Source organism: Pelosinus fermentans DSM 17108, from assembly GCF_000271485.2.
Taxonomy (GTDB): domain Bacteria; phylum Bacillota; class Negativicutes; order DSM-13327; family DSM-13327; genus Pelosinus; species Pelosinus fermentans.
Map to the genome: position 1 here is coordinate 251,608 of NZ_AKVN02000001.1, position 26,999 is coordinate 278,606.

24 protein-coding genes are annotated in these 26,999 nt (G+C 40.0%); 16 read left to right on the forward strand and 8 right to left on the reverse strand.

Features of this window, described 5'->3' with window-relative positions; all coding sequences use genetic code 11:
• Nucleotides 1–45 precede the first annotated feature (45 nt).
• From FR7_RS01175 to FR7_RS01185, 3 genes are all read left to right on the forward strand, one after another.
• Nucleotides 46–957, forward strand: coding sequence for a hypothetical protein (locus tag FR7_RS01175; RefSeq protein WP_007938001.1), 912 nt, complete (start codon nt 46–48; stop codon nt 955–957).
• Between the two features lie 87 nt (nt 958–1,044).
• The gene (locus tag FR7_RS01180) at nt 1,045–1,275 is read left to right on the forward strand and encodes a GlsB/YeaQ/YmgE family stress response membrane protein (protein WP_007938003.1); all 231 of its coding nucleotides are present in this window, start codon (nt 1,045–1,047) and stop codon (nt 1,273–1,275) included.
• A 228-nt stretch (nt 1,276–1,503) separates the two neighbouring features.
• Nucleotides 1,504–2,979 (forward strand): alpha-amylase, encoded by a 1,476-nt coding sequence (locus FR7_RS01185; RefSeq protein ID WP_007938004.1) that lies wholly within the window; start codon nt 1,504–1,506, stop codon nt 2,977–2,979.
• Between the two features lie 66 nt (nt 2,980–3,045).
• Here the strand turns inward: FR7_RS01185 and hsp18 are convergent, their stop codons facing one another.
• From hsp18 to FR7_RS01220, 7 genes are all read right to left on the reverse strand, one after another.
• Entirely contained in the window at nt 3,046–3,489 is a 444-nt protein-coding gene (hsp18, locus tag FR7_RS01190; RefSeq protein WP_007938006.1) for a heat shock protein Hsp18, read from the reverse strand.
• Nucleotides 3,490–3,673: 184 nt separating this feature from the next.
• Nucleotides 3,674–3,955 (reverse strand): PDC sensor domain-containing protein, encoded by a 282-nt coding sequence (locus tag FR7_RS01195; RefSeq protein ID WP_017531290.1) that lies wholly within the window; start codon nt 3,953–3,955, stop codon nt 3,674–3,676.
• A gap of 125 nt (nt 3,956–4,080) precedes the next feature.
• Complete coding sequence (locus tag FR7_RS01200; protein ID WP_007938008.1) at nt 4,081–5,046, reverse strand: L-lactate dehydrogenase; 966 nt, start codon at nt 5,044–5,046, stop codon at nt 4,081–4,083.
• 253 nt (nt 5,047–5,299) lie between these two features.
• Nucleotides 5,300–6,076, reverse strand: coding sequence for an NRDE family protein (locus FR7_RS01205; protein WP_007938010.1), 777 nt, complete (start codon nt 6,074–6,076; stop codon nt 5,300–5,302).
• A gap of 255 nt (nt 6,077–6,331) precedes the next feature.
• Nucleotides 6,332–8,911 (reverse strand): heavy metal translocating P-type ATPase, encoded by a 2,580-nt coding sequence (locus FR7_RS01210; protein WP_007938011.1) that lies wholly within the window; start codon nt 8,909–8,911, stop codon nt 6,332–6,334.
• Between the two features lie 10 nt (nt 8,912–8,921).
• Entirely contained in the window at nt 8,922–9,290 is a 369-nt protein-coding gene (locus tag FR7_RS01215; RefSeq protein ID WP_007938012.1) for an ArsR/SmtB family transcription factor, read from the reverse strand.
• 138 nt (nt 9,291–9,428) lie between these two features.
• A complete protein-coding gene (locus FR7_RS01220) occupies nt 9,429–10,166 on the reverse strand; it encodes a GNAT family N-acetyltransferase (RefSeq protein WP_007938013.1) in 738 nt (245 codons plus the stop codon).
• Between the two features lie 219 nt (nt 10,167–10,385).
• Here FR7_RS01220 and FR7_RS01225 point away from each other — a divergent pair, with 219 nt between their 5' ends.
• Genes FR7_RS01225 through FR7_RS01235 form a run of 3 tightly spaced genes read left to right on the forward strand, consistent with a single transcriptional unit; the run spans nt 10,386 to nt 14,436 of the window.
• On the forward strand, nt 10,386–10,862 hold the full coding sequence (locus tag FR7_RS01225; RefSeq protein ID WP_007938014.1) for a complex I 24 kDa subunit family protein: 477 nt from the start codon (nt 10,386–10,388) through the stop codon (nt 10,860–10,862).
• Nucleotides 10,863–12,737, forward strand: coding sequence for an NADH-quinone oxidoreductase subunit NuoF (nuoF, locus tag FR7_RS01230; RefSeq protein ID WP_007938015.1), 1,875 nt, complete (start codon nt 10,863–10,865; stop codon nt 12,735–12,737).
• Between the two features lie 4 nt (nt 12,738–12,741).
• Entirely contained in the window at nt 12,742–14,436 is a 1,695-nt protein-coding gene (locus tag FR7_RS01235; RefSeq protein WP_007938016.1) for a [FeFe] hydrogenase, group A, read from the forward strand.
• A gap of 83 nt (nt 14,437–14,519) precedes the next feature.
• Here FR7_RS01235 and FR7_RS01240 read toward each other — a convergent pair whose 3' ends face one another.
• Nucleotides 14,520–15,020: a hypothetical protein gene (locus FR7_RS01240; protein WP_007938017.1), complete on the reverse strand. Its 501-nt coding sequence runs from the start codon at nt 15,018–15,020 to the stop codon at nt 14,520–14,522.
• A 508-nt stretch (nt 15,021–15,528) separates the two neighbouring features.
• Between FR7_RS01240 and FR7_RS01245 the strand changes: the two genes are divergently transcribed.
• The 10 genes from FR7_RS01245 to FR7_RS01290 all read left to right on the forward strand — a co-directional run bounded on the left by FR7_RS01245 (nt 15,529) and on the right by FR7_RS01290 (nt 26,922).
• Entirely contained in the window at nt 15,529–15,834 is a 306-nt protein-coding gene (locus FR7_RS01245) for a PTS sugar transporter subunit IIB (protein ID WP_007938018.1), read from the forward strand.
• 74 nt (nt 15,835–15,908) lie between these two features.
• Nucleotides 15,909–17,183 (forward strand): PTS transporter subunit IIC, encoded by a 1,275-nt coding sequence (locus FR7_RS01250; RefSeq protein ID WP_007938019.1) that lies wholly within the window; start codon nt 15,909–15,911, stop codon nt 17,181–17,183.
• Nucleotides 17,184–17,356: 173 nt separating this feature from the next.
• Nucleotides 17,357–17,830 carry a PTS sugar transporter subunit IIA gene (locus FR7_RS01255; RefSeq protein WP_007938020.1) on the forward strand — a complete coding sequence of 158 codons (474 nt, stop codon included), beginning with the start codon at nt 17,357–17,359 and terminating at the stop codon, nt 17,828–17,830.
• Nucleotides 17,831–17,855: 25 nt separating this feature from the next.
• Nucleotides 17,856–18,956, forward strand: a complete 1,101-nt coding sequence (locus FR7_RS01260; protein WP_007938021.1) for an NAD(P)-dependent oxidoreductase — start codon at nt 17,856–17,858, stop codon at nt 18,954–18,956.
• Nucleotides 18,957–19,009: 53 nt separating this feature from the next.
• On the forward strand, nt 19,010–19,843 hold the full coding sequence (locus tag FR7_RS01265) for a class II fructose-bisphosphate aldolase (protein ID WP_007951693.1): 834 nt from the start codon (nt 19,010–19,012) through the stop codon (nt 19,841–19,843).
• 240 nt (nt 19,844–20,083) lie between these two features.
• Nucleotides 20,084–22,984, forward strand: a complete 2,901-nt coding sequence (locus FR7_RS01270) for a sigma 54-interacting transcriptional regulator (protein WP_007938023.1) — start codon at nt 20,084–20,086, stop codon at nt 22,982–22,984.
• 62 nt (nt 22,985–23,046) lie between these two features.
• Complete coding sequence (locus tag FR7_RS01275; protein ID WP_007951696.1) at nt 23,047–23,352, forward strand: antibiotic biosynthesis monooxygenase; 306 nt, start codon at nt 23,047–23,049, stop codon at nt 23,350–23,352.
• A 353-nt stretch (nt 23,353–23,705) separates the two neighbouring features.
• The gene (locus tag FR7_RS01280) at nt 23,706–24,125 is read left to right on the forward strand and encodes a MarR family winged helix-turn-helix transcriptional regulator (protein ID WP_007938029.1); all 420 of its coding nucleotides are present in this window, start codon (nt 23,706–23,708) and stop codon (nt 24,123–24,125) included.
• A gap of 2 nt (nt 24,126–24,127) precedes the next feature.
• On the forward strand, nt 24,128–26,029 hold the full coding sequence (locus FR7_RS01285) for a heavy metal translocating P-type ATPase (protein ID WP_007951697.1): 1,902 nt from the start codon (nt 24,128–24,130) through the stop codon (nt 26,027–26,029).
• A gap of 221 nt (nt 26,030–26,250) precedes the next feature.
• Entirely contained in the window at nt 26,251–26,922 is a 672-nt protein-coding gene (locus FR7_RS01290; protein ID WP_007938032.1) for a Crp/Fnr family transcriptional regulator, read from the forward strand.
• Nucleotides 26,923–26,999: the final 77 nt, after the last annotated feature.

Here is a 26,999-nt window from a genome sequence, read left to right on the forward strand (position 1 = left end):
CTATAAAAATAGACAATGAATATAAAAAAGAAAGGAGAATATAAGATGAAACGATTAAATTTGAAGAATATCTTACTATTTAGTTTAATATTAATATTTGGAGTAGGAGGGGCTGCATGGGCAGCGGTTTCCAGCGAAACAGCTCCAGTTAATCTGACTACAGAACAATGGAGAGGAAATAGTTTTACCTTTCTTGCTTTGCCAGCAGATAAGCAGGCTGCAGGATATGAAATTTTTCCAGTCGATCAGGCAGAACTAGGGTTCGAAGGTGATCGTTCCGTTCGCAGTTCTTATACCGGACATGTTGGCAAAGAGGCTGTCGTTACAGAGATTGTGTCGTTTCCAGCAGGTTATCAAAATGAATATCTGGTTTATCTAACAGTAAAAGATACGGGAGAAAAATTGGTGGGACGCACGATGCGTGGCCAATTAGACGGTTTAGTGTTAACAGCCGATCTGACGAACGCCAAGGAACAATTTTTGGGAAAAGTTGTTTACCCTAAATTTAGAGAGCTGTCAGGTGTATATGTACCCGGTATAAATTCAGCGCCAGGGACAGTAGCAGCCGCAATTGGCAGTCCAGCTACAGTGGTTGATGTGTATACGGGGAATCAAACGCAAGAACCCATCTGGTTGATACTTTCCATAAATGGAGAAAAGGCGATTTTACCTATCGCTTACAGTTGGACCAATATGCCAGTAGATTCTTTGACCCAGACTCCTCCTTGGCAAGATGCTTTATTTACGGAGGACCCAAGAGTTAGCTTTGGCTGGTCCTTGGACGCGTGGAACAAGATCGAAAGCGGTATTGTAGAGGAAGGTATGACCAAAGGACAAATTCGTCTTAGCTGGGGAAAACCTGTTAGTACACAAGAGGATGATACCGTTTGGATATATGGTACCAAAAAACTTGGCTTTACCGGAGATATATTGCACTCTATTGAAACGGTAGAATAGGTTTTCCACAAACACTTTTCAGTAGAAATTCATTAACGAAAGAGGTAAGCTTCCTCTTTCGTTAATGAAAAAGGGGAGGGGGCAAGTATGCTTTGGTTTTTAATTATTGGAATTATAGCAGGGTGGCTGGCCGGTAATCTTACAGACGGCAGAGGATTTGGTCTGGTTGGCAATTTAATTGTAGGTGTTATAGGATCTTTCGTTGGTGGTTTCTTGTTTAGTCTTTTAGGTTTAAGTGCTTATGGGACAATCGGTGAAATCATTACGGCAACGATAGGAGCGATTGTATTATTGTGGATTATGGGATTTGTTCGGTAATATTGCATAACTAATTATACTAAATGAGGGAAATAGACTGTCAGTATTCACTGATTTAGGGCTGATAAGGTACTAGTATAGTGAGATAGTTGGCTGGTTAGCCGCTATCTCGCTTTTATATATCTATATATCGATTTATAATCAGGAAGCAGTTTTTAGCCTTCAGCCAGAAAAGGTATTGGTCCGATAGTTATAGAAATAGCAGGTAGTCATAATTGAGGAAAGAAGATGATAAAGATGCAGCGAAATCATACAATGATGCAATTCTTTGAATGGCATATAGAGGGAAATGGACAACATTGGAATCGATTAAAAGAGCTTGTACCAGAGCTTAAAATGCGAGGAATTGATTCGGTATGGATTCCCCCAGCTACGAAAGCTCAATCTGTAGATGATCCAGGATATGGTGTATACGATCTATATGATTTAGGCGAGTTTGATCAAAAAGGAAGTGTTCGTACTAAATATGGAACAAAGGCTGAACTGCTGGCGGCTATCGCCGCCTGCCAGGAACAGGGCGTTGCTCTTTATGCGGATGTAGTAATGAGCCATAAAGCAGGCGCGGATGAAAAAGAGATCTTCCAAGTGATTGAAGTAAATGACCAAAATCGTAAAGAAGAAATTTCAGAGCCTTTTGATATTGAAGGCTGGACCAAATTTACATTTCCAGGACGAGGAGATCAATATTCTTCTTTTCAATGGAGCTTTGAACATTTTAATGGTACAGACTATGATGCCAGAGAAAATCGTTCAGGAATTTTTCGTATTATTGGTGACGACAAATATTGGAATGATCATGTAGATCATGAATTTGGAAACTATGATTATTTAATGTTTGCAAATATCGATTATAATCATCCTAAAGTAAAAGAAGAAATGATTACATGGGGAAAATGGCTGGCCAATACGCTGCAGTGTAATGGATTTCGCCTTGATGCGGTTAAGCATATCAGCCATGAATTTATTAATGAATTTGCAGCACAAGTCAAAGGGGAACGGGGCGAGGATTTTTATTTGGTAGGGGAATTTTGGAATCCTGATTTGGCAGCTTGTCAGCAGTTTTTAGATAAGGTGAATTATAAAATTGATTTGTTTGATGTATCTCTTCATTTTAAGTTAGAGGCTGCATCACATGAAAGTAAGGATTTCGATCTTAGAACGATTTTTGACGATACATTAGTAAAAACCCATCCTTTGAATGCTGTAACCTTTGTAGATAATCATGATTCTCAGCCTCATGAGTCCCTTGAATCCTGGGTAGAGGATTGGTTTAAGCAAAGCGCATATGCCCTGATACTCCTGCGGCAAGACGGCTACCCCTGCGTCTTTTATGGTGATTATTATGGTATTGGCGGAGATAAGGCAATTCCAGGAAAGAAGGAGGCGCTTGACCCGTTGTTGTATGCCCGCTATCATAAAGCCTATGGAGAGCAAGAGGATTATTTTGACGACCCTCATATGATTGGATGGATTCGCCGGGGTGTAGCTGAGATCGAGAGGTCAGGCTGCGCTGTTATCATTACCAATGGTGATGAAGGTGAACAACGTATGTTTGTGGGGGAGGAACGGGCAGGGCAGATATGGGTAGACTTGACGAATAGCAGAGAAGAGCATATTTCAATTGAAGAGGATGGCTTTGCAACGTTTCCCGTCAACGGAGGCAGTGTATCGGTGTGGGCTCTTCCAGAGTTGGATATTGAGTAAATGAAAAGACTTGGCAGCGAGACCAAGTCTTAAAAGTATATTATTTACTTAGGAGATACTATGGAATTAACGAATGGGAATGGTATTGACATTCTGAACCGCTTTATCTTTTTTAGGTAATGTAATGATTAGAACACCGTCTTTAAATTCAGCATCTATTCGGTCTTCCTGGACATTGCCGATGTAGAAAGAACGCTGAAATTCACCATAGCGGCGTTCTCTGCGCAGATAATTATCTTGTTTGTTTTCCTCGTTGTAATTACGTTTGGCAATAATGGTGAGATAGTTATTGGCGTATTGTAATGCAATATCTTGTTTTTTGATACCTGGTAAATCAGCTTCAATCAAATAAGAATCATCTACTTCTTTGAGATCGACACGAAAGTCGTTGCCGATTTTAGTTAGAGGAGCAAAAAAATCCTCTCTGAAGAAGTTATCAAATACTTGATTAAAGAAGTCCTCCCGTTTTTCTAATGGATGATTTTTACCAAAAGGAACTAGATTGAACATACTTTTTTCCTCCTTACAAAGATGTAATTTTTTTAGTAACCACCAGTGAAGGCAGTTATTTCTTGCTTCTGATTCCATTATAGTCAAAAGGTCAAATTTTTTCAACACAAGGAAGAATATGTAATCCTGTAAAAATAAAAGAAAAAACAATTAAAGAAATGATAAATTCGTATTGTAAAAATTATTAAGGAAATTTTCTTGTTTTTGGCCCTATTTTAAACTGATGGACGGAATGCTGCAAGTCTCCAGCTAAATTAGCTAACCCTTGGCTGGAAGAGGATATTTCCTGCATGGCTGCTGACTGCTCTTTGAAGCGCTTCATCAAATTCTTAGGAATCTTTTTCTGTTCCTTAATAATATCTTTGTTGGTATGGGCGATTAAGGTACCGTCTTCAGCAACAATGACAACGATTCCTGAAAACGCGACTTTTGCGATATAAAGATAAAGAAAGCAATAGAAAAGCAATGAACCGCAAAGATTGCTAAGAAATGTAAAAGAACACGAAGTATTAAGGAATATTTTAGTCTTCGTGTTCTTTGTATTTCTTCGTGTCTTCGCGGTTCAAAGGTTTTATTTTAGCCTATTGTTGCTTACTTTAGCAGTCCTACCGATTTCATGACATTTGAGATACTTTGGGCACTATGCTGGAGTTTTTTTATTTCTTCATCGGATAGGGCAACCTCAATCCGTCTTTCGATGCCTTCTTCTGTTATGATGCAGGGAAGACTCAGGGCAACATTGTGTAAGCCATATTCTCCTTGCAGAGTGGTAGAGACGGGGAATATGCTGCGTTCATTAAATAAAACCGCTCTGGCAAGATGACAAGCAGCCATTGCGATGCCGGAATTGGTGCAGCCTTTAAGATTGAGGACATCATAGGCGACAGAGATAACACCAGCCGCTGTCTTTTCCGTATCTAGAGGCTCATTTGGCTGAAAATAGCTGTCTAGCTGATTGTAGGGAACTCCAGCGATATTGACAAGGCTCCAGGCTGGGAATGCAGAATTACCATGTTCGCCAAGCATATAGCCATGAACATTTTTAGGATCTACCTTATACTTGTTTGCCATAATGCTTCTAAAGCGCGCCGTCTCGAGGGTTGTTCCGGTACCGAAGATCTTATTCTTGGGATAACCGAAGAAGTTTTCTGCATAATAAACCATGATATCCAAGGGATTTGTGATCATGATGATGACAGCATCTTTGGTATATTGGGTAATGGAGGTCATTACATCCTTCATCACTTCTACATTTCTGCCAGCAAGAGTTAAGCGATCAGGGATTTCACCTGGCATGATACTAGGACCGGCGGCGATGATAATCACGCGAGCATCTTTGCATTCTTCAAAAGTTCCGGCATGGATGTTTACATTTGCGCCGGTGGTAGAAAAAGGGATTGCATGAGTAGAATCCAAGGCTTCACCTTGGGCCTTTTTGTTAATAATATCGATAACGGCAATCTCGGATACAAAATTAAAGGATAAAGCACAATTTAGTACTGCCGAACCTACATTACCGGTACCAACGATGACAAGCTTATTTTTGGTTGCATTCATAGATGATTTCCCTCCAGTTTTAATTGATTCATTATAATATACAAAGTCATTCGATCCCAACTTTTCTTATAGACCTAAAAGTATAAGTTTTTAGGTGCGAAAAAGATGAGATCTTATGAACCACAAAGGCACAATGCCGCTAACGCGGCACACAAAGGAGTGCGCGAAAAAATAAATAAAACCCCTTTGTGTCCTTTGCGTCTTTGTGGTTCATTCGCTTTATCGATTTTTTAAAGGACGCGTAGCGTTTTTCTTATAGCAGATGATCCTCAAGTTGGAATTCATATGAGGACTCTTGCCACGAACTTTTAGAGGAATGATATTTTCGCTCAACAAAGGTAACCCATCTATCTTGTCTGATAAGTAAGATTGTAGAAGAGCGTGTTCCATACTCTGGACTTTCAATGAAGATCGAGGAGAGAGTACGCTCTAATTCCAAGCCGACGCCTGTGTTTGGCAGCAGATCATCAGCAGCTTGCTCTCCATTGGTCAAAATCTGCCATAACTCATCTTCAAAATCATCCTCTTGCATAAGGCAATGGGCTAACTGCTGGCGTCCTTTTTCAAGCTTAGGCCAGGGAGTATTCAATAGATGATTGCAAAGCCCGTGGACTCCAGGCACGACGGGATGTATTTGTCCTTGTTTGTTCCCATAATACCATAGGGATTGCAGATCGCCAACAAGGAGGTTAAAACCATTGTACTGATCAGCTTGTTTAGAAATTTTTTCCAAGTACTCCTGGGGTGATTGCTGATTCTTGAGATAATTGGCAACTAAATGTCCTCTAGACAGTGCATCTGACGTATGTTGGCGAGGATCCCGATAGTTGGTTAGAGCTGCAAAGCGTCCATGGACAGTGATTCCCATCCAAGTGCCAAGCTCTTTTAAATCTCTTCCAGCTAAAATATGAGGATCGTCTGACCAATATTGGGCTGGGGCAGTAGGGCGGGAATAAAACTCATCCCGATTTGCAGCAACAATCAAAGGGTATTTGGGATGATGTTTGTAAGCAAATAAAATTAAGCACATCGGACAATAACCTCCCTTTATTTTATGGTTCTCCAAGTAAATACCTGTCACCTTCAAAAAATAGTGAAAAAAGCTATTTTAAAAAGAAGGAATTTTAAAAGGTTTCCCCAAATAAGTGAAGCTCACTCTTACGTTGGTAAGAGTGAGCTTCATCAATATAAATAACCCCCTTTGTGTACTTTGCGTCTTTGTGGTTCAATTCGTTTGTATGTTTTAAAAGATGCGCAGCGTTTTTCTTGTTCTTTTCTTGTGCAGTTAATTTATTTTTCTCATCAATCGCATTCCATTTAATGTTACGAGGATGGATGAACCTGTATCAGCGAAGACGGCAAGCCACAAATTTGCCATACCAGTGAATGTTAAAATAACAAAAATGATTTTAACTATGATTGAAAAACTGATATTTTGCTTAATGATAGACAGCGTCTTATTGCTGAGTTTGATTACATAAGCCAATTTTCCAAGATCATCGGACATCAGCGCGATATCGGCTGTTTCCAGGGCAGTATCCGAGCCGGCGACCCCCATGGCAACGCCGATTGTGGAGGCGGCCATGGCAGGTGCATCATTGACTCCGTCGCCAACCATAGCAACATGTTTATAATTAGTTAACAGCTCGTTTATGGTTGCGACTTTATCTTGAGGCAATAGTTCGCTATAGATGGTATCAATATTCAGCTCTTTTGCGATGGAGCCAGCTACTTGGCGGTTGTCACCTGTTAACATAGCAATATGTTTTATGCCTGCTTCCCGGAGTTTCACAAGAGCATCCTTACTATTTTCCCGTAAGGTATCAGCTACCGCAATCATGCCATGGAGGTTATTTTGTGTTCCAAGCAGCATAAGGGTTTTACCTTGCAGCTGCAAATCGGTAATTTGTTTTTCGTATGGAGATACGTTTAATCCCAATTCTTCAAACAGGCGTGGATTGCCGATAAATACAGTTTGGTTATCGATATCTGCTTGTGCCCCTAGCCCTACCAGGGCTTTGAAATTGGTTACTGATTTTAAGGTTAACCCTGCCGATTTCTCTACAATTGCAACAGCCAATGGATGTTCAGACCATTTTTCGATGGAGGCTGCGGTGGTTAAAATATCTTGTTCATTGCTGTTCACAGATATAATATCTGTAACTCTGGGATGACCATGAGTTAAGGTACCAGTTTTATCAAAGGCAATGGCCTGTATAGAACCCATTTGCTCTAGGTAAGCACCACCCTTAATAAGAACGCCATTCCTAGAAGAGTTGCCAATGGCTGAAACGATGGAAACAGGTGTGGAAATAACCAAAGCGCAAGGGCAAGATATGACAAGAAGGACTAAGCCTTTGTAGAACCATGGAGCGAAGGGCTGATTAAAGAGCAGCCAAGGTACAACCATGATCCCTGCAGCAATTACTAACACTGCTGGTGTATAGTATTTCGCGAACTGATCAACAAACTGTTGAGAGGGAGCCTTCTGTGACTGTGCTTCTTCAACCAAGTGCATAATTTTGGCAAGAGTAGAGTCTGCAGCAATTTTAGTAACCTCGATTTCTAATGCACCATGCTCATTGACGGTACCTGCATATACTCCATCGCCAATTATTTTTTCTACCGGTAATGATTCTCCTGTAATGGTTGCCTGGTTTACGGCAGATGCCCCGTTCTTAACAATGCCATCCATAGCAATGCGTTCACCAGGCTTTACGATCATAATATCACCAATCACAATTTCTTCTACAGGAAGCTTTTGCTCCAGGCCGTTACGCAGAACTAAAGCTTCCGCTGGGGCTAATTCCATAAGTGCCCGTATTGATTGTCTTGTTTTATCCATTGTATAGGTTTGCAGCGTATTGCCAAAGGAGAACAGAAAAGCAACCGTTGCTCCTTCACCCCACTCTCCTATGGCGAATGCTCCGATGACAGCTACTGTCATCAGAAAATTCATATCAAAAGTAAGAGAGCGCAGGCTGTAAAAGCCGCTTTTCGCGGTATTGAATCCCCCTACAATGGCAGCTAGAACATATAAGGGAACAATGATTGTATCACCGATACCCAGCCAATCAAGTATCATGCTGACTGCTAGGACGATTCCGGAAAACATTGTAGACTGGGTTTTGGGGTTGGTCCACCATTCTGCTTGTATTTTGGTATGTTGTATCGTTTGCGTGTTAATTTCTGCCTTGTAACCTACTTGTGAGACCGCCTGCATAATAGCAGCGTCGGTAGTGGTATGCTCTACCGTTAATTTCGCAGCAGCAAAGTTTACATTTGCTGTGTGCACTCCTGCCAGGGTGGAGAGATGTTTTTCCAGCTTATTAGCACAATCGCCGCAATCAAGTCCAGAGACGGTAAAGACGGACTTATGAAATTGGGACTGCTTATTTGTATTGTTTATTAGAATGGCTTTATATCCAAAGCTGCTAACGGCTTTTGCAATTTCTGCAGATTGAATCATAGTATGATTATACGTTACTTTCATCTTTGCAGTGGCAAAGTTGACATTTACGTCCAGAATGCCTTTGTGCTTGCCGAGACCTTTTTCCAATTTAACAGCACAATCTCCGCAGTCGAGGCCGGTAATGGTGAAATTATTTACGATAATATCACTTTGGGCAATGGCTGGGGCAGCTGTATGCGAGCAGCAATCGCAATGGTCTTCAACGGCTGCTGCTGCTTCATCCAGGTGGTCCTCATGATTCATATCAGCATCAGTGGGAGAATCTTCTGGCGGGCAGCAACTGCAGGATGATATTGCCTCCGGCTCTATCAATGCTGCACTGGATTCAGAGCAGCAGCTATCGTTACAGGAATGTTTATTTGTTTCCTCAATAACTTGAGTTTTATTTGCCATGATATCACTCCTATCTGTGTTTAATATGGTCGATACCTTGGGAGAGTAATGAACGGACATGTTCATCATCTAAGGAATACCAAGCCATTTTTCCTTCACGGCGGTATCGGACAAGTCGAGCATTGCGTAGAAGCCGCAGCTGATGAGACACGGCAGACTGACCCATTTCGATCACCGCAGCAAGATCACATACACACAACTCCCGTTTGGTTAAAGCTTGTAATATTTTCACTCTGGTCGGATCACCAAGTAATTTAAAGATTTCAGCGACTTGCTGTGCCTCATGATCAGAAATAGATTCTTTTTTTGCGATACAGATAATTTGTGGATGCTCACAGAGCTGCTCACAAATATCTTCTGGACATTCTTTTGTTTGCAAGTTCTCACTCCCTAACGTATGAACACATATTCATATGTTGTATTATAAATGATTTATATGAGAAGTCAAGGCTAAAATGAATAATTTGATAAAAATAGGATTAGGAAACTAACCCCATAGAAAGTCATGGGGTTAGTTTCAAATCGTTGTTATAGTATAGCGCTGTTGAAGTGGAATGTGAGGTAAGGGAAAATACATAGGGATGCAGCATTCATGGACTGAAGTGTAAAGCACTTTCATTCCTTTTTTTTCTAACCGGCGAAAACCAAATTTTTGATAGAAGGCTACAGCCTCCGGCAAGGAAAACAGTGTAATAAATTGCACTCCTACCATCGTTTTAATTTTATATATTTGCTGGATTGTGTGATTAAAGATTGCTTGCCCGATGCCCAAATATCGATAGTGATCGTCAATGCATAATGCTGCTATTTCCACAGAAGGACAAAGGCTTATTATTTTTCGCCCCTTAATTTTTAATGATGAGCATTTTGTCGAACAAAATCCAACTAGTTCGTTCGCATTGCTTTCAAAGAATAAGGTAGTACATGTGTTGCCTATTTCCTCATAAAGAAATGCATCGGTCTGTAAGAATTGTAATAGTGGGGTATACGCAGAATTAAAACTCATAATTTGCTGCTGGTATTCATAAGATAAGGGCTTGTAGGTCAACGTAAGACCTTGGTCTGGGGAATCGATTTTAATGGGATCGGTTAGTAGAGAAAGGTTTTGAGGAGGCTTTAGATTCACGCTTCTTATGATAGGGAGATCTTCCAATAAAAAAGCAGCTGCTTGACTATCAACCCACTCGATGATTCCTCCGGGGATGGCTGTCATTTCCCAAGGATTGCGATTACCGACGATATCTTCACTACTCATGCAATCACCGCCATTTAAACTTACAGAAGCTGATATATTATATGCTACATAAAGAATATACGTAACACAGCTGCAACCTCTTTGGAAAATGATCCAAAAGGCAATCGTTTCAATTGGTAAGAGCAGGAATATTCCATTTTTGTGGGAATACATTCATATAGGTTGCTCACAAATCAGAAAAAGGAACCAATGATATGGTCAATATGGGGAGGGAATCGAGTGCCGGAAGTAGTTGATAACAAAGAAATGGACGAAATTCTGCAGAAGTATGGGTATGAGAAAAGCTGTATTATACCTATATTACAGGAAACACAAGCAAGATATAGATATCTGCCTAAGGAAGCCTTTTCTTATCTTTCAGAAAATTTAGGAATCAGCACTGCTAAAATCTATAGTATAGCTACTTTTTATGAAAATTTTTCTCTAGAGCAAAAAGGCAAATATGTAATAAAAATATGTGATGGAACAGCTTGCCATGTGAGAAAATCCATTCCTATCCTGGAACGGCTGAAAAGCCAGCTTGGACTTACTGCGGATAAGGTAACGACTGATGATCTTATGTTTACCCTTGAAACGGTTTCCTGTCTTGGGGCGTGCGGGCTAGCACCTGTGCTTACCGTAAATGATCAGGTATATCCTGCCATGACGCCGGACAAAGCACAGGAACTTCTTAAGAGGCTCAAGGAGGAAGAATAGATGTTTTTAAACAGAGAAGATTTTAGAAATGCCTGTACAACCTATACGGACTCTCTTGCGATGCAAATAAAGAAGATTTTGGTTTGTGCCGGAACGGGATGCGTGGCCGGCGGAGCCATTGAGATTTATGAACAATTGATAAAATCCAATGAAATGTATGATGTACCCTGTACGGTGACGTTAGAGAAGGAGCCTCATGACAAATCCATAGGAATCAAAAAGAGCGGGTGCCATGGGTTCTGCGAAATGGGTCCATTGGTACGAATAGAACCCCAGGGATGGCTGTATATAAAAGTAAAGCCAGAAGACTGTGCTGAGATTATAGAAAAATCAATCATTAATGAAACCTTTATAGAACGCTTGGCTTATAAAAAAGAGGGCGTGATCTATCCTACTCAGGAAGAGATTCCGTTTTATAAAAAGCAAACCCGGCTTGCGCTTGAACATTGCGGGCATATAGATGCCACATCGATCAATGAATATTTGGCAATTGGGGGATACCAAGCATTTACAAAAGCTTTATTTGATATGAGTCAGGAGGATGTCGTACAGGAAATTGATCTATCTAATTTACGAGGGCGGGGAGGCGGCGGATATCCTACAGGCCGAAAATGGAAGCAGGTAAAAGGGCAGAATTCCAGCATTAAGTATATTGTCTGCAATGGTGATGAGGGCGATCCGGGTGCATTTATGGATCGGAGCATAATGGAAGGCGATCCTCACAGGGTACTGGAAGGTATGATGATTGCTGGTGTAGGCTGCGGCTCATCGGAAGGCTACATCTATGTACGGGCGGAATATCCCCTTGCCGTCAGCCGTCTGGAAACAGCAATTGGTGAAGCGAAAGAGAGGGGACTTCTTGGCAGAAATATTCTCAGTTCAGGTTTCGACTTTGACATAAAAATATGCAAAGGTGCAGGAGCATTTGTTTGTGGTGAGGGAAGTGCTCTTACTGCATCAATTGAGGGTAAGCGGGGAATGCCAAGAGTTAAGCCTCCCCGAACAGTTGAACATGGTCTTTTTGATAAACCTACGGTCCTTAATAATGTAGAGACTTTTGCGAATGTTCCATTTATTATTCATAAGGGGGCTAAGTGGTATAAAGCAATAGGTCCGGAGAACAGTCCGGGAACAAAGGCTTTTGCTCTGACAGGAAATATCGAAAATACAGGTCTCATTGAGGTTCCAATGGGGACCACCCTAGGTGAGGTGATATTTGATATTGGCGGTGGAATGCGGGGTGGGCATGATTTCAAAGCGGTCCAGATTGGCGGACCTTCAGGTGGATGTCTGACCAAGGACCAGCTTGATCTGCCTTTAGATTTTGATTCTCTTAAAAAGGCGGGGGCGATGATCGGATCTGGCGGTCTCGTGGTAATGGATGAACATACATGCATGGTAGAAGTAGCAAGATTCTTTATGAATTTTACGCAAAATGAGTCTTGTGGTAAATGCATACCCTGCCGTGAGGGAACGAAACGTATGCTTGAAATCCTGGATCGGATCGTTTCCGGGCAAGGGCTCATAGAAGACTTGGATATGTTATTGGAGCTTGCCGACACGATATCAGCCACGGCACTGTGCGGTCTGGGAAAAACTGCAGCATTGCCTGTTGTCAGCACCATTCGAAACTTCCGCAAAGAATACGAAGCTCACATCGTCGAAAAGAGATGTCCCTCAAGAACTTGCCAAAAATTAAAAAGAATCTATATTGCTGCAGAAGCTTGCCGCGGCTGTTCAAAGTGTTCCAGGCTATGCCCGGTGGGGGCAATTAGCGGCAAAATAAAAGAACCGTTCTTGATAGATCCGGTTAAATGCATAAAGTGCGGTGCATGTATAGAGTCATGTGCCTTCAAAGCAATCAAGGAGGCATGATGCAATGAATACAGAATTTATGGTAATTGATAATATGCCCGTAGAAATAAATGGAGAAAGAAATATTCTGGATGTAATCAGAAAGGCGGGAATTGACCTTCCAACATTTTGTTACTACTCCGAATTATCTGTTTATGGTGCCTGTCGTATGTGTGTGGTAGAGGATCATTGGGGGACGATTCAGGCCGCATGCTCCACACCTCCAAAAGCTGGTATGGAGATTCACACGAATACGCCAAGGCTTAGGAAATATAGAAAGATGATTCTCGAGCTGCTGCTTTCCAATCACTGCCGTGACTGTACAACCTGTGAAAAAAACGGAAAATGCAAGCTGCAGGAGCTGGCGCAGCGTTTTGGCATAAAACAGGTGCGATTTCACAACACCTCGGAAGATTCAGAGCTTGATACCTCTTCTCTCTGCATTGTTCGGGATAAAAGTAAATGTATACTCTGTGGTGATTGTGTAAGAATGTGCAATGAAGTGCAGAATGTGGGTGCCATCGATTTTGCTTTTCGCGGATCAAAGATGTGTGTAAGTACAGCATTTGATGAACCTCTAGCCAATACAAAGTGTGTAGGCTGCGGTCAGTGTTCCGTTGTCTGTCCCACGGGTGCCATCGTGGTTCGAAATGACACAGCGAAACTCTGGAAGGAATTAAGTGATAAAAATACAAAAGTAATTGTACAGATTGCTCCTGCAGTAAGGGTGGGCATCGGAAAAGAGCTTGGTTTTTCAGAGGGGCAAAATGTGATGGGCAGGATTGTTGCAGCTTTAAGACGGATTGGCTTTGATGAAGTGTTTGATACATCTACAGGGGCGGATTTTACCGTATTGGAAGAAGCTGAGGAGTTTAGCAAAAGGCTGCTAACTGGAGATAACCTGCCGTTGTTCACCTCTTGCTGTCCTGCATGGGTAAGGTATGCTGAACTGAACTATCCTCAGCTGATCAAAAATATATCTACATGCCGTTCCCCAATGCAAATGCTGGCGTCAATTCTGAAAGAACATCACAGAAATGATGAAAAGAGGGTTGTTGTTGTTGCAGTCATGCCTTGTACTGCCAAAAAGCAGGAAGCTGCACGGGATGAATTTAAAGAAGATGGCGTTCCCTATGTGGATTATGTGATCACGACACAAGAACTGATCCATCTTATTAAAGAAGCGAACCTTATTTTTTCTGAAATAGAGCCTGAAGCTGTAGATATGCCTTTTGGAACCACCAGCGGTTCTGGGGTCATTTTTGGTGTAACTGGAGGGGTTACTGAAGCCGTCATCAGGCGGCTTTCCGATGATAAATCATCATTTGCACTGCGAGCAATTGCCTTTACAGGGGTACGGGGCATGCAGGGAGTAAAAGAAGCAAGAATTGATTGCAATGGTCGTGAGGTGAAAATTGCAATTGTCAGCGGTCTGAAAAATGCGGATGACTTAATCAGAAGCATACAACAAGGAGAAAAACAATATGATTTTGTTGAAGTGATGTCTTGTCCCGGAGGCTGCATCGGCGGTGCGGGTCAGCCGGTTACCAATCGGGATGGGAAGTATAATAGAGGCGCAGGGCTTTATAATGCAGACCGGATGAGCAATATAAAACGATCAGAAGAAAATCCGATTATAAAAGAGCTTTACGATGGGATGCTAAAAGGGAAGGTACATAAGCTGCTTCATGTGAATTATCGAAAATCGGAGATGTATTGAGTTCCAAAAATAAGATGATTTTGATAATAAAGAACAATGACAATATTGCTTGTTCTTTAGCATTTGGAAAGCTGTATTGGCATTTACCACTGTTTGTAGCAATATTGATTGATGATATCTTGTGAAATGATTAAGTGGATTCCAGGGGCCCAAGTGGGGAGTAAGAGAGAAGGGGCGTCAATCCCCATGATCTGTCCCAGGGTATTAAACACAGAGTTGCAGTTTTTTTTGTGAAAATGCTCCCATAAGTTAGGGTAACGCAGCTGTAATGCATTAATGGCAGGAATTGCATTGACTGCTGCTTGCCATCGTTCTTTTACCTCTTCTTCATCACCTATAATACAGGATTTCGTTGGCTGATTGGGCTGCAAGGACCAAGGGATTCCAGCATCACGAAATACTTGCAGACGATCAGCCGAGCTGCCGATCGCCTTGGTTGTTTTCGTTTCTATATGAAATGCGAGACCATGAATTTGATCTGTTACTCTATGAGCGGAATTGGTTAATACCCAGAAGTTATGGCTGAAAGGGGTATAGGGAATCAGAAAAGCACGTGCTTGGATATCCCATTGCTGCCTGTTCATTGCTATCGCTTCACCCTCTCTTTTTACTAATATAGAGATATATACTATATTAGTTATAGAATGTCCTGATGGATCATGTATCCTTCGATTTTGATACCTATAAGTTAGTATATACGTACCTTACAATATATTACTATGCTAATTTAATTTTTTTGGTTGACGTAGTATATTTCACATACTATAATTTGACAAGATTACAGAACTCTGCAGCAAATGATGAATCATGTAAAATAGTGTATGGTATAAGGACGGGAAATAAATGCTTCTCCAGACCAAGTAATTGAGGCTAACATCATTTAAATATAAAACTCCTACAAGAATGTGGGAGTTTTTTGTTTTTGATTAGTTTTGTATGTTTTCGTGCCAATAGTATGAATCGTTATGTAATTACATTTATGTTCAAAATCGATAGTAACAGTGTTTACAAGGGGCTTACCTGCTTAATTTGTAACTGGCACGATAGTTGCATATATTTATAGGTGAAATAAAATCTGGAGGAGATGAGAGCATGAAAGAAAAAGTGACAATCCTTTGCTGCTGCGGAGCAGGCATATGTACATCCAATTACTTAAAAGAAGAAATTGAAGATCGAATTAAACAGGAAGGTCTAAAAAATGTCAAAATCGTTTTATGCAGAGTGAGTGATGTAGACGAAGCGATCAGCGGGGCTGACTTGCTTGTTACAACTGTGGAAATGAAGGCAGCATACCCCGTACCAATGATAAGGGCTTTAGGGATCATGTTAGATGATAAGGCTGCAAAAAAGGCACTGGATCAAATTGTGAATGAAGTGAAAAAAATTATGCAAGAATAAATGGTTCTGATAGCTGGATTTAGATATTTTAAGATAGTGTGATGGTAACGAGAATATGTATGGAGGGTAAAAAGATGGAATTTATAGATTCAATCACCAATGGGCTGTCTGCGTTCTTTAGCTTTGATTCAACCGTCACTATACTAGGTATTATTATTGCCATCTCTCTGCTTGTGAAAGTACCAATCAAGAAAGCTATACTCGGTGCCTTGAAAGTTTCTATCGGGCTTACAGGTCTATTCTTAATTGTAGATTTGATACAGACCGCCATGGTAAATCCAATAAGCAATATGATCTCTCTGTATGGCATCAATAAAAGTATAGTAGATATTGGCTGGGGTTCTGTAGGATATGCTTTTGGCAATACATATGGTTATTTTGGGGTGCTCGTATTTTTAATCGTAAATGTAATATTAGTGTCTGTGCGATTTACCCAAACCATTTATGTTGATGTTTTTAATACATGGAGAGCGATGCTTCTGGCAGGAATGATCGGTGTTACTACCGGAAACTTCTGGATAGCCACGTTTGCTGTTGTAATCTTTCTTATCATTGATGTAAAAGCTGCAGATATTGCGGCGCCATATATAGAAAAAATCAATAATTTTCCTCCTGGAGGCTCATGGCCCCATGGCAGTCACTTTTCATTTCAGGCATGCATTGCCATACCAATTGAATGGGTTTTAAAAAGAATACCCGTTATTAAGGATATCAATATTAAGGCCGAAACAATTGAAGAAAAATTTGGAATCTTTGGAGAGACAACAGTCATGGGAGCAATACTGGGCATTGTCATTGGGCTCTTTAGCCAAGTCGGTATTATGCCCTCTCTGTTACTTGGAGTGAAGATGGCAGCCGCATTTCTTCTTCTTCCAAGAATGGCGGCCATACTTGTGGAAGGTTGGTTCCCCGTGATTAAAGCTGCAAGACAGATACTGGTAAGTAAGCTAAAACGGGATGATGTGCGTATCGCACTTGATTGTTCAACGGTTATTGGACATGCAGCAGTTGTCCCTACAACACTCATTATGTATCCGTTGGCATTGCTGATATCGGTTATACTTCCAGGCAATCAGATGATTTCATCCGTAAGTCTAATCATCGTTCTCTGGGAGAGTGCAGCGGTGAATGCGATCACAGAAGGAAACATATTTCATAACATTATCATATTATCCCTGATCGTTTGTCTCTTCTGCTGGGGAGCTACTTTCATGGCGGGCCCTATGACTCATTTGGCGGTTTCCATGGGATATGATGCTGCTAAAGGTCTAGTGTCCAATTGGGATGCGGCAGGGACTCCCGGACTGGTTTTAGTATATGGATTATTTTCTTGGATATTTGGTTTTTAACGCTTGGCGTGTAAATGAGATTGTTATAGTAAGATTTCTTCATATTGGCAGCTACATAGCTAAGGTATGAAAAGATACGCTTACACATCAGGGGCTCATAAGAGAAAGTTCATTATAAGAAGATGTGTAAGCACATGATCAGCAAACAGCAAAAGACTAGGAGGAGGGGAAATATGAGCAATGAAGCAGACACTATATTTTATGATGTAGTAATGTTGAAGAACATAACAACAAAAGAAGCAGCAATACATTCTTTAACAAATCATTTGCTGGAGAAAGGGTATGTCAATGAACATTATGAACATGCAACAATTGAAAGGGAAGATGCCTATCCTACTGGTCTTCCAACCAAACCGATTGCTATAGCAGTTCCTCATTCTAAACACGAGAATGTAATAAAGCAGGCGGTTGTACTGGGGATATCCGATCACCTGATCGAGTTTTCAGAAATGGGAAACAGTGACTCCAAACTGAATGTTGGAATCCTATTTTTACTGGCACTAAAGGGTGAAAATGGCCATATTAATTACTTGAAGAATATTGTTAATTATTGCAAGGTGGAAGAGAATATTACAAAACTCTATGGTGTAAAATCGGCAGAGGAAGGGTTACAAATATTTGTATCTGAGATCGTAAATGCTGATTAAAACAAAATAAGAGGAGGATGTTAGTATGGATAAAGGTAAAAAAATAAAAGCATTAGTCGTGGGAGACGATTGGGTAAAAACGAAAGATCTGATTGAAGCTACCAAGCGTGTATTAGAAGGTTATGATTATGAAATCGATTCGTTTGATCAAGTAATGGATAAACCGATGAGCAGAGAAAAAAAAGACGATATAGGCGATGACAGTGTTACCGAATATTGCGGGCATCCCCAAGAACTGATCAGCAGGATTGATGGCGTCAATCTGCTGGTGGTTCATACATCTCCTGTTACAAAGCAAGTGATTGAGGCAGGCAAGGATCTTATTGCGATTGGCTGCTGCAGATCTGATGCTGTAAGTGTAAATGTAGACGCTGTTACGGATAAAGGAATTTATTTCTTTAATGCTCCAGGACGGTCCGTTGAACCCGTATCGGATCTGACGATCACCTTCGCTTTGGCCCTTTGCAGAAATATATTAAGAGCTGACCGGTACGTAAAAGAGGGCAGATGGGCAGGCGATCTCAATAGAGAAGTACCAAGCTGGGAAGAGTTTGAAAGCTTTAGAGGGCTTACCCTTAAAAATAAAAAATTTGGCGTGGTTGGCCTTGGTAAAATAGGGCGGAAAGTTGCCGAGAAGGCAGCCGGACTTGGTATGGACGTACAAGTGTATGATCCGTTTTTAGATAAAAAGATAGTAGGTGAGTATGGCACGGTATGTACTCTGGAGGAACTGTTTGTAAACAGCGATTTTATAACCATTCACATTCCCCCTGTTGAATCAAACAGAGGTATCATCAGCAGAGAACTCTTTAATAAGATGAAACCTTCCGCATACTTCATCAATGTTGCAAGAGGAGAAATTATTGACGAAGAAGCGCTGATTGATGTATTACAGAAGGGGAAAATAGCGGGAGCAGCCCTGGATGTATATTATACAGAGCCTCTGCCTGGGACCAGTCCTTTAGTCAAATTGGACAATGTGATTCTAACTCCTCATTTAGCAGGGCAAAGGAAAGATGTTTCAGAAGGGTCAGCCTCCATATTAGAAGGAACGATGAAACCATTCTTCCAAGAAAACAGCCTTGCTACTTGCTTTAATTCCGCTGAAATTAAGAAAAATAAATAAGCGGCAGGCGTAAGTGCCTTAGAATAAAATATAGAGAAAATGAAGGTGAAAGTATGCTTACAGATATGAAAAGCATTCTGGCAGATGCCAAGAAGAGGTCTTACGGGGTGGCAGCTCCTAATGCATGGAATGAAGATAGCATAAGAGCAGCAATCGGAGCTGCCGAAAGAGAAAAAGCGCCAATCATTATTGCCCTTTATCCTGTAATGGCTGATATTTTTGAATTTGGTAAAATTGCCGTAGAAATGGCTAAGAACGCATCGGTACCAGTTGCAGTTCATTTAGATCATGGACAAGAGTTAGAGCAGGTAGTGAAAGCTATACGTGCCGGTTTTACTTCGGTTATGGTTGATCGTTCAACCTTGCCTTTTGACAAGAACGTAGAAGCCGTGAAAGAAATTGTTACGTTTGCTCACGCCGTAGGAGTAACGGTAGAAGCAGAATTAGGTCATGTTGGGCAGGGGTGTGACTATACCGAAACCAAGGATCAAGGACTTACAGACCCAAATGAAGCAATCCAATTTGTAGAAATGACAGGTGTGGATTGTCTTGCTGTTGCTGTCGGAACTTCCCATGGTGTGTATAAAGGAAAGCCAGAATTGCAGTTTGATTTGCTGGATAAGTTAAATCATGCAGTAGATGTTCCTTTAGTACTTCATGGATGCTCAGGCACGGGAGATAAAAACTTAAAAAAGGCCATCGGGTATGGAATAACAAAACTCAATTTATATACTGATTTGGATATGGCAGGATATACTTTATTTCAAGAATCGATAAAAAAACAAGAAATAAGTAAAATAACAGAAGCTTGCAGTTTTATGTTTAAAGGCTACTCTGATAAACTGACACACTACATACAATGGTTTGGAGCAAGCGGTAAAGCATAGTAATTTAATACAGTAAAAAATTATTTCTATTTAGAGATATGTAAGCTTACTCCTATCAGCTTGCATATCTCTTTTAGAAAATAGAGAGTAGACTAATTTTTTCTAAATGGACCAGCGATTTGTAACTTAGTGTAAAAAAATGTGGAAAAATGTAATGAATTTCTGTATAAGTATAACTTGAAATTTCTAATTTGCGTTATAATAATGTCATTACATCACTATTTTGATAAGGAGAAAAATATGGCGGAAGGCAACCGGAAGGACATTAGGGAATTAATTAAGAATGAATGCCCCCAAGAGCCATTAACGGATGAGCAAATATCACAAAAGTTATCCATCTTGCGGGAAACCGTTACTAATATTAGAAAGAAACTGAATATACCCAGTTCTCGAAACCGGAAAAGAATGAACGTGAAAAAGGCTGTAGAACTAATCAAGACAAAAAAATCGGACATAACGATAACGAGTCTTGTAGCCAAGCTGAAACAGCAGGGGTTTACAGTGTCAAGAAGCTATATCGGGGAGATCATCAATAGTGAAGGCAATGAAATAACAAAAGAATTAGAGTCACGTGCTGAAGATGAAAATGAAATGGATAGCTTTCAGAAATTAACAGGCTATGATGGAAGTCTTTCCAATAATATTAAACAGGGCAAGGCATCCGTATTATATCCCCCATTTGGCCTCCCTACCCTTATTATAGGGGAAAGCGGTACTGGCAAAACCTTGTTTGCAGAATGCATCTATCAATATGCGGTGCAGAAGAAAATAATAGAAGTGGATGGTCCTTTTGTATCCCTAAATTGTGCTGACTACAGTGATAATCCTCAACTTTTGCTTTCCATGCTGTATGGATACAAAAAAGGGGCCTTTACAGGAGCGAATCAAGATACAGAAGGTCTTGTAGAGCGCGCCAATAAAGGGATCCTTTTCTTAGATGAAATACATCGCCTGCCTCCTAAGGGACAGGAAATGCTATTTTCTATTTTGGATAAAGGAAAATTTAGAAGACTTGGTGAGGTTGTAAATGAGCGAAAGTCTCAGATTTATTTTATCGGTGCAACCACTGAGAATATTGAATCCTCCCTGCTGCTAACCTTCAGAAGAAGAATTCCTATGATCATAGAACTGCCATCCCTAAAGGATCGATCCATTAAAGAGAAAATTCAGCTGATTTATAGTTTCTTTCAGGAAGAAGCAAATCGGACTCATTTAAAAATTTATGTAAAGGCTAAAATTATGGAAGCCTTTGTTCTGAAAAAATATTCAGGCAATATAGGTCAACTTAAAAGTGAAATTCAAGTCACCTGTGCAAATGCTTATGTTGAGAAAATGAATAACAGCAAGGATGAAATTAATATTGGCTTTAATGAGATGTTATATCATAATTTCTTTAACAATAATACAGAAAATTCCGAAATACAGACAACAAAGCTCACAATTACCTTTAAGGATATGTTATTCATTCCAAATGCAGCGAATAAAGGGGAACACTTTGTTACTGCAAATGATAGTCATTACTCGCTGCCAAAAGATATTTATGAAAAAATCGAAGAAAAATATTATGAACTGAAAAAAGCAGACGTTACATCTGCTGAAATAGAAAAAAACATTTGGAATTTTATATTAAGTAATTTCAGCATGATGGGAATTGATTCAAATAACGATAAAAATGTAACGTCTCTAGATGAATTAAAATATCTTGTGGGTGAAAATATTGCAGTAGTCGTAAAAGAGTTCATAAAAAGGATTAAAAAAGATCATTCTCAATTGCAGGTAAATGAAAAGGTTGCGATATACTTAGCGATTCACATCAGTGAAGCGATGAAAAGGATTAAATTTAAACAAGATATCATTAATCCCAATCTTGTCTATATAAAAGAAAACCTCAAAGCAGAATATGATATGGCATGCAGTCTGGTACATGATTTGGAGGCCAATAATAAAGTCAGGATTCCTGAAGGGGAAGTCGGGTTTATTGCTATGTATATTAATGAGCTGTTAAAACCCAGGAGCAGCAAAAGCAGAATCACTATAATTGTCATTTCCCATGGAAAAATAGCGTCAGAGATGATCGCTGTTGCCAATAAAATGATGAATGTAGATTTCCCAATTGCTGTGGACATGCCTTTCAATGTGAATCCAATAAGGATCTTTGAACAAATCATTGAAATTTCTAAAACCTTAGATAGCCAAAGCGGTATACTGTTTTTTGTAGACATGGGATCGCTGCTGAATGTTGGAGAAATTGTTGAAAAAAGAACCGGTATTAAAACTCGCACCATTGACAGGGTAGACCTTGTTTCTGTCATGGAAGCGATTCGAAAAATATATATATCCGAGGAAACCCTTGATGACATTTATTACGATATAATGAATTCTAAACACACCTATCATATGGTGTCAACAAATCATTCGGATAAGCCCTTAGCTTTAATTGCTATGTGTCTTACAGGTCATGGAGTTGCTATAAAAATAAAAGAACTTTTATCTGCAAATTACCCTCATATAAAAGTAATCTCCTTAAGCATATTAGATGCTAACGTAAAGCAGGAAATACACAATTTAAAACAACAATATACGATTCCAGCGATTATTGGTACGATGAATCCTTACATAGAAGGGATTAACTTTATACCCTTTGAAAGCAATTTTACCCAGGACAAAAAGATGCTTCTTGATCAGGTATTAAAGCAGAAAAATTACAATAGTCTTAAGAAGATTTTTAGAGATGATTTTATCATGATTGACCTAGCATGTAAAACAAAGCAGGAAGTAATCGAAACCATGAGTATGGTTCTTTTTAATAACGGTTTTATTAAAAAAGGTTATATAGACTCCGTATTTGAAAGAGAGAATATGAGTAGTACGTGTTTTAAGAAGAATGTAGCCATCCCCCATGGATTACCCTCATTTGTTAATGAAACTTCGATCATTTCTGCAAAACTAAGCCAAGCCATTGAGTGGGATGACAGCAAAAATTTAGTCAATTTGGTATTTTTACTTGCAGTAAAAGATGATGATATTAATATTATCAATGATTTGTTCAGGTTACTGAAACAAAAAAATAATATAGATGAATTTTTGAAAGCAAAAAATCGTTTTGAATTTATAAAAGTATTGTATGATTCCTTTTCATAAATTCTGCATTGTAGAATTTTTGATGATGGTATTCAATAATATACAAAAGAGAGGGAATACAGATGATTGTTACATGCGTTACTATTTATGTAAAAGAACCGTTTATATCTAATTTTATTGAAGCTACTCTTGATAATCACAGAAATTCAATAAAAGAGGAAGGAAATCTTCGCTTCGATGTACTGCAATGCACTAATGATGAAAGCAGATTTTTTCTTTATGAAGCCTACTCCACGGAGGAGGCTGCCGCAGCCCATAAAAAGACAGCTCATTATTTAAAATGGAGAGATACAGTTGCCGACTGGATGGCACGACCACGAGCAGGAGTAGCACATTCTGTTATTGCTCCTCTTGAAAAGGATTTTTGAGAAAGTAAGTAATTTCAAATGGAGTGTAGTAAGGGACAGGTTCAACGAACCTGTTCTTTTTATTTTAGCATTCACTAGAATTTATAAATTTTATAGAGACGTTGAACACAGAGGACACAGAGTTCGCAGAGAGCACAGAGGTTTTAACCCTTATCTATTTTTTCTCAGTGTTCTCTGCGCCTCTGCGGTTCGGTTTACTTTCTATGTTTTAAAGGCTGCGAAGTGTTTTTCTTATTTGCCTTATATTTTTGAATAAATTTAAATTGACAAAGTAATATCAATAAATTACAATTAGTTTGAATATCAAACAATCATAAGTTAAAACAATAAGATGATCAAAGGAGTAGTGAATAATGGATTCTTTAGATGAATTGACACATGAGTTATTTACTTTTTTTAATGGTTTTTCATCATGGGAAAACTCCGTAATAAAGACGAGTGAACTGTCTGTTTCAGAAGCCCATGCCATAGAGATATTGGGAACACATGGTCAAATGAAGATGAAAACTCTTGCAGGGCATCTGGGAGTCACGACCGGTACCACTACGGTTACTGTTGATCGCCTGGAAAAGAAAGACTATGCCAGAAGAGAGTCTGTGAAGGAAGACCGCCGCATTCATTTAATTACGTTAACGCAAAAAGGTCAGCAGGCTTTTGCTGAGCATCATCAGTATCATTCGAATTTGACCGAACAGATACTTTCTGTTCTTTCCAGTGAGGAAAATGAACAATTGATAAATATACTTAAAAAAATTAATGCGGAGGCTTTTTAGGTATGGAAGTTGAAAGCAGACAAATGGCAAAAGCAGAAATTACTGAGCACGCTGATATGGAACATGGGGCAGGAGGCCATGTTCGAGATTATGTGGTCATTGCATCCACATCGATTTTGTTATTGAGCAGTTGGTTTCAGTGGCTGCCACAAATTTTTGGCATTGATACAACGCTGATTGCAGCTATCATCGGTGGAGTACCCATTGTGAAAGAAGCAATTACAGCCATTTATAAAAGGGGAGATACCAGGGTTGGTCTCTTAGTAAGTATTGCAATTATTGCTTCCATTGCCATTGGTGAATATTTAGCTGCTGCTGAAGTGGCTCTTATTATGACCATCGGAGAGATGTTAGAACACATTACCTTGGAAAAATCAAATACTGCATTAAAAAAACTTGCGGAACTATCACCATTGCAAGCTCGTATTATAGAGAATGGAATAGAACGAGAAATTGCAGCCGAATTAGTACGGACTGGGGATAAGCTGTTGATAAAACCTGGAGAAAAAATCCCGGTTGATGGTATGGTAGTCAATGGCCAGGCTACAGTCGATCAGGCTACGATAACGGGTGAATCAATACCCGTTGAATGCCGTAATGGTGCGAGTGTCTTTGGCGGGACGATTGTAACTATGGGGAGTATTGAAATTGTAGCGACGAAGGTTGGGCAAGATACGGCTTTAGGTCATATTATTCGAATGGTAAAAGAGGCTCAGGCCAATAAGGCGCCGAGCGCGCGAATCATCGATCGCTGGGCAAATTGGTTTGTTCCATTAAGCTTGGCGATTGCACTATTAGTTTACCTGGTAACGGGAGATATTGTACGAGGCGTTACAATTTTAATTGTATTTTGTCCGTGTGCAATGTTATTGAGTACACCTACCGCTGTGGCCGCAGCCATTGGGGCGGCAGCTCGTCGGGGTATTTTAATTAAGGGCGGGGAAATATTAGAAAAAGTGGGAGCACTCGATACGATTTTATTTGACAAAACAGGTACAATCACACTTGGGAAGCCTTCATTAAAAGAGATTCGCGGCTATAATGGCTGGCAAAGAAATGAACTGCTGGCCATTGCAGCAGGAATCGAAAAGCGCTCCGAGCATCATTTGGCAAAAGCAATTATTGAGGAGGCCCAAAAAGAAAACATATCTTTTGTTGAGCCATCTTATTGGGAGCCTGTCATTGGTCAAGGTATAGTTGCAGAAAAAGATAGTGATCATTTCTTATTGGGAAATCAATCCTTGATGGAATCCAAAGATATAGAGCTTACACCAGAACAGCAGGCATATTGTTCTGAAAACCAAAAATCAGGAGCCACCGTCGTTTTTATAGCCGTCAATGGCATGATAAGCGGAATATTGACAATACAAGATCCCATTAGGACGGGCTCGAAAGAGGCAATAAATGCCTTAAAACGTGAAAAAATTACAAAAATAGTGATGCTGACGGGGGATGCCTCAAGGGTTGGAGAGGCTGTCGGGAAACAAGTGAATGTTCCTATCGTTCATGGTGATCTACTGCCTACAGATAAAGTCAGCTATGTGGAAACCTATCAGCGTTTAGGCTGTAATGTAGCAATGATTGGGGATGGAATCAACGATGCTCCAGCGCTGGCCAAGGCAAACATTGGGATTGCCATGGGATACTCTGGAACGGATATTGCTATTGAGGCTGCAGATATTGTACTACTGTCCGATGACCTGAAAAAGGTGCCTGAGACAATACAGAAAAGCCGCAAGGCGATTCGTACCATTTGGCAGAATATTGTAGTAGCAAATGTGATTAACTTTGCCGCCATTATTTTGGCTGCTCTTGGTCTGTTAGGACCGGTTGCCGCTGCCATTGTGCATAATGTTGGTTCAATTTTAGTCGTATTGAACTCTGCGCGTTTATTGCGTAATTGATAATGTAGAGTGAACAAGAGCTGTGGTTGTCCTGCAGCGTATACAACAACTCCTGTAAGGTGAGATTTTATCTCAATTTTGCAGGAGTTTTGCATTTTTATGGTAATATAGAAAATATAAGTTTTGAGGGTAAAAGCACGGTGCAAAATGTTTTTTGCATTTATGTTCATGAGAACGCAAAGTATTTTTATACCCAGATCGAAATAGTGGGAGGGCTGATAATGAAAAATCTAGGAGGACCCCAGGGAAAACAATTATTTAGCCAATTGCCTGTACCGATTGTAACCAAATATTTAAGCCACTGTCTTACTAAAAAATATAAAAAGAAAGCAGAGATTTTTGGACCAGAGGAGCATTCTGAGTATATTTATCTTGTGGTTAGCGGCAGAATTCGTGTGTATTTGCGGTACCCGAACGGTAAAGAGTTCACTCTCACGCTGCTGGATGCGGGCGATACTTATAGTGGTCATACCCGTGCTTTTGGCCAGGCGATTGCCGATAGCGAAATTTTATTTATTCCTGTAGAGACGTTTCGAAATTTGCTCATGGAAGTTCCTTCCTTTGCGATGAGTGTAATCGGAGTGCTGGGAGATTCCTTAAAAAATTCAATTAACACCATTGAAAGTCTTGTTTTTAAAGAAGTAAATAAGCGGCTCTACCAGTTCATTTATAGCCTGGCTTTGTCTAGTGACAGACAAGAATTACATTCTTTCCAGGTTAATATCGGGTTAACCCATCAGCAGATTGCTACGATTGTAGGAAGCACGCGGCAGACAGTGAATACATTCTTTAATAATCTGCAGAAAGAAGGAGTACTCATTCTTGGAAAGGATAAGATCATCATTCAGAAATTTGATATCATTATGGAGCGAGCCAAGGATGATGATGAATAGAAATATAAAAAAACATAAGATTCTGTCAGCTAGCCGACATTTTTATTTCCGTCTCTCTGCTAGTGTATAGATAAGTA

Coding starts and splice junctions, on each gene's coding strand:
- FR7_RS01175 (WP_007938001.1), top strand. CDS start 46: ATGAAACGATTAAATTTGAAGAATATCTTACTATTTAGTTTAATATTA.
- FR7_RS01180 (WP_007938003.1), top strand. CDS start 1,045: ATGCTTTGGTTTTTAATTATTGGAATTATAGCAGGGTGGCTGGCCGGT.
- FR7_RS01185 (WP_007938004.1), top strand. CDS start 1,504: ATGATAAAGATGCAGCGAAATCATACAATGATGCAATTCTTTGAATGG.
- hsp18 (WP_007938006.1), bottom strand. CDS start 3,489: ATGTTCAATCTAGTTCCTTTTGGTAAAAATCATCCATTAGAAAAACGG.
- FR7_RS01200 (WP_007938008.1), bottom strand. CDS start 5,046: ATGAATGCAACCAAAAATAAGCTTGTCATCGTTGGTACCGGTAATGTA.
- FR7_RS01205 (WP_007938010.1), bottom strand. CDS start 6,076: ATGTGCTTAATTTTATTTGCTTACAAACATCATCCCAAATACCCTTTG.
- FR7_RS01210 (WP_007938011.1), bottom strand. CDS start 8,911: ATGGCAAATAAAACTCAAGTTATTGAGGAAACAAATAAACATTCCTGT.
- FR7_RS01220 (WP_007938013.1), bottom strand. CDS start 10,166: ATGAGTAGTGAAGATATCGTCGGTAATCGCAATCCTTGGGAAATGACA.
- nuoF (WP_007938015.1), top strand. CDS start 10,863: ATGTTTTTAAACAGAGAAGATTTTAGAAATGCCTGTACAACCTATACG.
- FR7_RS01235 (WP_007938016.1), top strand. CDS start 12,742: ATGAATACAGAATTTATGGTAATTGATAATATGCCCGTAGAAATAAAT.
- FR7_RS01240 (WP_007938017.1), bottom strand. CDS start 15,020: ATGAACAGGCAGCAATGGGATATCCAAGCACGTGCTTTTCTGATTCCC.
- FR7_RS01245 (WP_007938018.1), top strand. CDS start 15,529: ATGAAAGAAAAAGTGACAATCCTTTGCTGCTGCGGAGCAGGCATATGT.
- FR7_RS01250 (WP_007938019.1), top strand. CDS start 15,909: ATGGAATTTATAGATTCAATCACCAATGGGCTGTCTGCGTTCTTTAGC.
- FR7_RS01255 (WP_007938020.1), top strand. CDS start 17,357: ATGAGCAATGAAGCAGACACTATATTTTATGATGTAGTAATGTTGAAG.
- FR7_RS01260 (WP_007938021.1), top strand. CDS start 17,856: ATGGATAAAGGTAAAAAAATAAAAGCATTAGTCGTGGGAGACGATTGG.
- FR7_RS01265 (WP_007951693.1), top strand. CDS start 19,010: ATGCTTACAGATATGAAAAGCATTCTGGCAGATGCCAAGAAGAGGTCT.
- FR7_RS01270 (WP_007938023.1), top strand. CDS start 20,084: ATGGCGGAAGGCAACCGGAAGGACATTAGGGAATTAATTAAGAATGAA.
- FR7_RS01275 (WP_007951696.1), top strand. CDS start 23,047: ATGATTGTTACATGCGTTACTATTTATGTAAAAGAACCGTTTATATCT.
- FR7_RS01280 (WP_007938029.1), top strand. CDS start 23,706: ATGGATTCTTTAGATGAATTGACACATGAGTTATTTACTTTTTTTAAT.
- FR7_RS01285 (WP_007951697.1), top strand. CDS start 24,128: ATGGAAGTTGAAAGCAGACAAATGGCAAAAGCAGAAATTACTGAGCAC.
- FR7_RS01290 (WP_007938032.1), top strand. CDS start 26,251: ATGAAAAATCTAGGAGGACCCCAGGGAAAACAATTATTTAGCCAATTG.